The organism is Streptococcus sp. GMD4S, from assembly GCF_000296955.1.
Genome location: NZ_AJRE01000356.1, coordinates 1 through 690, shown reverse-complemented (window position 1 = coordinate 690; position 690 = coordinate 1). Strand labels below are relative to the sequence as shown.

Sequence of the window (690 nt, the reverse complement as noted above, 5' to 3'; positions counted from 1 at the left end):
ACGAACAGCGCCATCTGGGAAAGTAATCTTAATCATGGTTTTCTCCTTAAATATTTATTCTATTTTTGTTGGACAATTTTAAGAGCCGAGCAACTTCTTCCGCAGTCTGATTCTCTGATTGACTACCATCTGTTACGAGACTAGGATAGCCTAATAGCACCGCTTCCTTACGAACCATTTGAGCAAAAAGAATGTCTCGTTGCATCCAGTTTTCAAAAGCTTGCTCGGGGTTGGTTGTACCCTCTAAGACATAAGGAACCCATTCTCTCTGTATATAATGCTTTTTTTGAAAATCAGCTGTAGGAGTCAAGCATAGATAGGATGATGCTTGACATTCAAGCTCCTTTACCAAGTGAGGCAAAAGTCCTGCTCCCTCCACCAAGAGAGGTCTGTTTTGATTTTTTATCAAGTAAGATTTTACATAAGGAAAAATCTCTTCATAAAAGCGCCATTCTTCATCTGCCATCTCTTCTGGATTTCTCATCCAGATTTGTTCTGGATTTCTATCCTGCCTAAGAAGGCAAATTGGCTGTGAGTCTGCACTTGCTTGACTCATCATCTCTTCTACCAAATCATCCAGTTTGATATGAAGTAGTTGATACTGTCTAGCAAGAAGTGAGGCAATTGTTGACTTTCCACTACAAGGCGATCCGCCAATCATATAAAGCATCGTTCTTCCTCCTTCTGACA

1 protein-coding gene is annotated in these 690 nt (G+C 40.3%); it reads right to left on the bottom strand.

Going from position 1 to position 690, the window contains the following annotated elements:
• Positions 1–46 precede the first annotated feature (46 nt).
• Positions 47–670, bottom strand: coding sequence for a hypothetical protein (locus GMD4S_RS09875; RefSeq protein WP_000966511.1), 624 nt, complete (start codon positions 668–670; stop codon positions 47–49).
• Positions 671–690 lie beyond the last annotated feature (20 nt).